Origin of the sequence: Hallella sp., from assembly GCF_037460745.1 — a bacterium.
GTDB lineage: Bacteria > Bacteroidota > Bacteroidia > Bacteroidales > Bacteroidaceae > Prevotella > Prevotella faecis.
Window position 1 is genome coordinate 1 of record NZ_JAXVAE010000172.1, and the last position, 3,052, is coordinate 3,052.

Annotated in this window: 3 protein-coding genes; 1 reads left to right on the plus strand and 2 read right to left on the minus strand. The window is 52.8% G+C overall.

The genetic code is table 11. From position 1 onward, the window contains the following. Positions 1 to 98: 98 nt before the first annotated feature. Both WKK33_RS11320 and WKK33_RS11325 read right to left on the minus strand, forming a co-directional pair. Positions 99 to 1,400: a porin family protein gene (locus tag WKK33_RS11320; RefSeq protein ID WP_337933947.1), complete on the minus strand. Its 1,302-nt coding sequence runs from the start codon at positions 1,398 to 1,400 to the stop codon at positions 99 to 101. Continuing rightward, on the minus strand, positions 1,397 to 1,957 hold the full coding sequence (locus WKK33_RS11325; RefSeq protein ID WP_337933948.1) for a sigma-70 family RNA polymerase sigma factor: 561 nt from the start codon (positions 1,955 to 1,957) through the stop codon (positions 1,397 to 1,399). Before WKK33_RS11325 ends, WKK33_RS11320 begins: the two co-directional genes overlap by 4 nt. Positions 1,958 to 2,181: 224 nt before the next feature. On the opposite strand from WKK33_RS11325, the gene WKK33_RS11330 reads away from it, so the two are divergent. Continuing rightward, positions 2,182 to 2,784 (plus strand): DUF4840 domain-containing protein, encoded by a 603-nt coding sequence (locus WKK33_RS11330; protein WP_337933950.1) that lies wholly within the window; start codon positions 2,182 to 2,184, stop codon positions 2,782 to 2,784. Positions 2,785 to 3,052 lie beyond the last annotated feature (268 nt).

Below are 3,052 nucleotides of genomic sequence, written 5' to 3' on the forward strand. Positions count from 1 at the left end.
ATACAAAAGGAGGGTGCACCATAAATGACCATAGTCAATTATGACACACCCTCTTATTTATGATCAGACGGTCATCAGACCGTTAGAAACGGTTGGGGCTACTTCGTATTCAGGCGCAAGCCCACATTGAGGCTGAAGCCTAAGGGATGGTCGGTGTAGGACGACTCCACCCCACTGCCGTTCTTAAAGTGACAACTCAGGCCGGGCTCGGCATAGAAACTCACCATGGGCGAAAGCTTCAGCGCAATACCCGCAGCGACATTAAGACTCAGCACTGGACGGCTCTCCTTCACCTTCTCACTGCTGTTGTCGGTAGAGAACGTTCCCTTCACCAGTTTCTCCATCTCGCCTCCTGCCGTGGCATAGACGTTGAAACGGCGATTGCTCCACACATCATAGCTCACACCAATCGGCACTCCTATATAATGAAGGGCTTGAGAGCCAGTGATGCTGTTGCCATTCGACGAATCCTCAAAGTCCGACTTGAGATAGGCATAGTTCAAGCCGGTTTGCAGGCTCCAGCGATGGCCCAGGGGCACACGCACCGAGAAGCCTACCTTGACGGGCTGATGGTGCTTGGAGCGAAGCTCGGTTGACTTGGCATGTCCCAGTCCAGGCACCAATGTGGTGCCGGTTTCTCCCACAGAGGTATCGAAGGGCGAAGTGTAGCACAGGTCGGAATAACGACCGCCAGCCATGCCGCTTAGGTTCATGCTGGGCATGCCCGACAGATGGGCACCCACTTCCACAGCCCGACTACGACTCGCATGGGTCTGAAGTTCAGGCTCACGGGCGATATATCGAGTTGTGCGAACGTCTTGTTGCTGACGGGCCTTTGTGCGCGGCTGTACGGATGATCGCGGTTCCACCCTCTCCTCGGCATGCTCCTCAGCAACGCACACAGGCTCCTGCGACGCATCGACCATGGCCACCACCGGTGGATCGGAAAGGGCACACGTAGCCTCTTCGTGTTGCGCCACAAGACTCTCGGCCTCACGCCGTCTCTTGGCTACCGTCTCGACAGCCTGGGCCACCCATCCGCTAACCGACGCCACGGGCTGCGTGGTCGGGACCATCGCAGATGCGGCCTCACGAGACTGACTTACGGACCGTGGCGTTCCCAGGTCCATAACGGTTTGTTGGGCCAGGGGTTGCTGAGGCTCCTGTTGATGGGGAGGCATCAGGCACACGCCAATGGCGGCCACCACAGCCACCGATGCAGCCACTGCTCCCCATCGGCGCGCACGCATGCTAATGATGTGGGCCTTCCGTTGTCCATAGGCAGGTTGCAGACCCCGACGCGCCATCTCTTTCTTGATGTCGCCAAGCAGACCCTCGGGCGCACTATGCTGTGCGTCGTTGAGAAGCCTGTGTGTGTCGTTTGTCCATTTCTTATTCATTGCCTATGCGATTTATAGTTCTTGATGATACAGGCGAGCATATTCTTTGCCCGATGCAGTTGCGAGGCCGAGCTGTCGGGCTTAATGCCAAGCAACTGGGCGATCTCCTTGTGACTCTTTCCTTCCACGATATAGAGGTTGAGCACCGCCCGATAGCCGTCAGGCAACTGCCTGATGAGACGCGTCATCTCCTCACTGGTAAGGTCATCGGTGTCGGGATCGTCATCGGGGAGGTCAGGCGGATCGGCCTCCATCCTATCGATGGGCGACCGCTTGCGTTGCCGCAGGAACAGCAGACTCTCGTTCACAACGATTCGTCCCATCCATGCCTTAAGCGATCCCGATCCGCGATAGTCGAAGGCGTCGATGGTGGTGAAGATCTTAATAAAGGCTTCTTGCAACACATCCTTCACGTCATCATCGTCAGACAAGTAACGAACGCAGATGGCAGTGAGGTATGACGCATATTCGGCATATAACTCATCCATGGCCGAGGCGTCGCCCCGGCGGAAGAGATTCAGGATATCTTGTTCTTTGTTTCGTCCGAATATGCGCATATCAGGATGCAAAAGTAGTCTTTTTATGTGACTCCCACACCATTTAGCCTCATCTTTCTACACAAGAAATACCTCGCAAGTGAAAACCTTGCATGAAAGACGTCGAAAAAAAATAATTGTTTTTTTTGAGCCACCAATGCAAGGTTTGGCCCATCGAAGCATTTGAGTTAACGAACCGATGAGGTAGAACCAGTATAAATAATCAATAATAAACAAACAAGAAAATGAAAAAGTTAACGCTCATCTCTTTGATGATTTGCTGCTTGGCAGCTATTGGGCTCACTTCGTGCAACAACGATGTGGAATACAAGGGACTCACCAACGAACAGAAGGCCGAGGCCTTCAACACCGTGAAGGGCTCGTACAAGGGCGACCTCATCTACCCCGCTATCAACCCGAGCAACAAGACCGATGTGACCGACACCCTGCAGATTTCGTGGCAAATGAACAGCGACTCGGTGATGACAATCCGCAACTTCCCCGTGGAGCTGCTGGCTTCCAACATCACCAACACCGAGTTGGCTAAGGCCCTACGCAAGCAGCAACCCCGCGACTGGAAGTGCTACATCAACTTCACTCAGGTACAGCCCGTCACCTTCTTCATCAACCCCACGTTGCAGAGCTTCTCACTCAACTATAACGACAAGGACCACGTGGTGCAGATTGCCATGCTCGGCAACGACATCTACTCATTTGGCATGTACAACTCCAGCAAGAAGATGATGCAGATGCAGATTGTGGAGGCAGCCGTTTACGTGAACGGCATCTTGCAGCGCGGCATGCTGAAATCGGCTGTGCCCTTCATCCTCAGCGGAACCAAGCAATAAGCAACCGCAAAACTACCATAATTATTTCTGTGGCAAAAGTTCCAAGCGTCGCTGACAGCGTTTGGACGTCCCAAGCCCGACAGTCCATGTGATTGTCGGGCTTTTTTAGGAAAAGCCATGTTTGAACGATCTACAAAGCCATGTTGGGATGATCTATAAAGCCATGTTTGAACGATCTACAAAGCCATGTTGGGACGATCCATTCATGATTCTACATTAGTACTGATGCGATAAAATCGCATAGTTATTAAAATTCATCAAATAAAGT

Excerpts from the sequence above, each read along its gene's own strand:
- WKK33_RS11320 (WP_337933947.1), bottom strand. The coding sequence starts at position 1,400 with ATGAATAAGAAATGGACAAACGACACACACAGGCTTCTCAACGACGCA.
- WKK33_RS11325 (WP_337933948.1), bottom strand. The coding sequence starts at position 1,957 with ATGCGCATATTCGGACGAAACAAAGAACAAGATATCCTGAATCTCTTC.
- WKK33_RS11330 (WP_337933950.1), top strand. The coding sequence starts at position 2,182 with ATGAAAAAGTTAACGCTCATCTCTTTGATGATTTGCTGCTTGGCAGCT.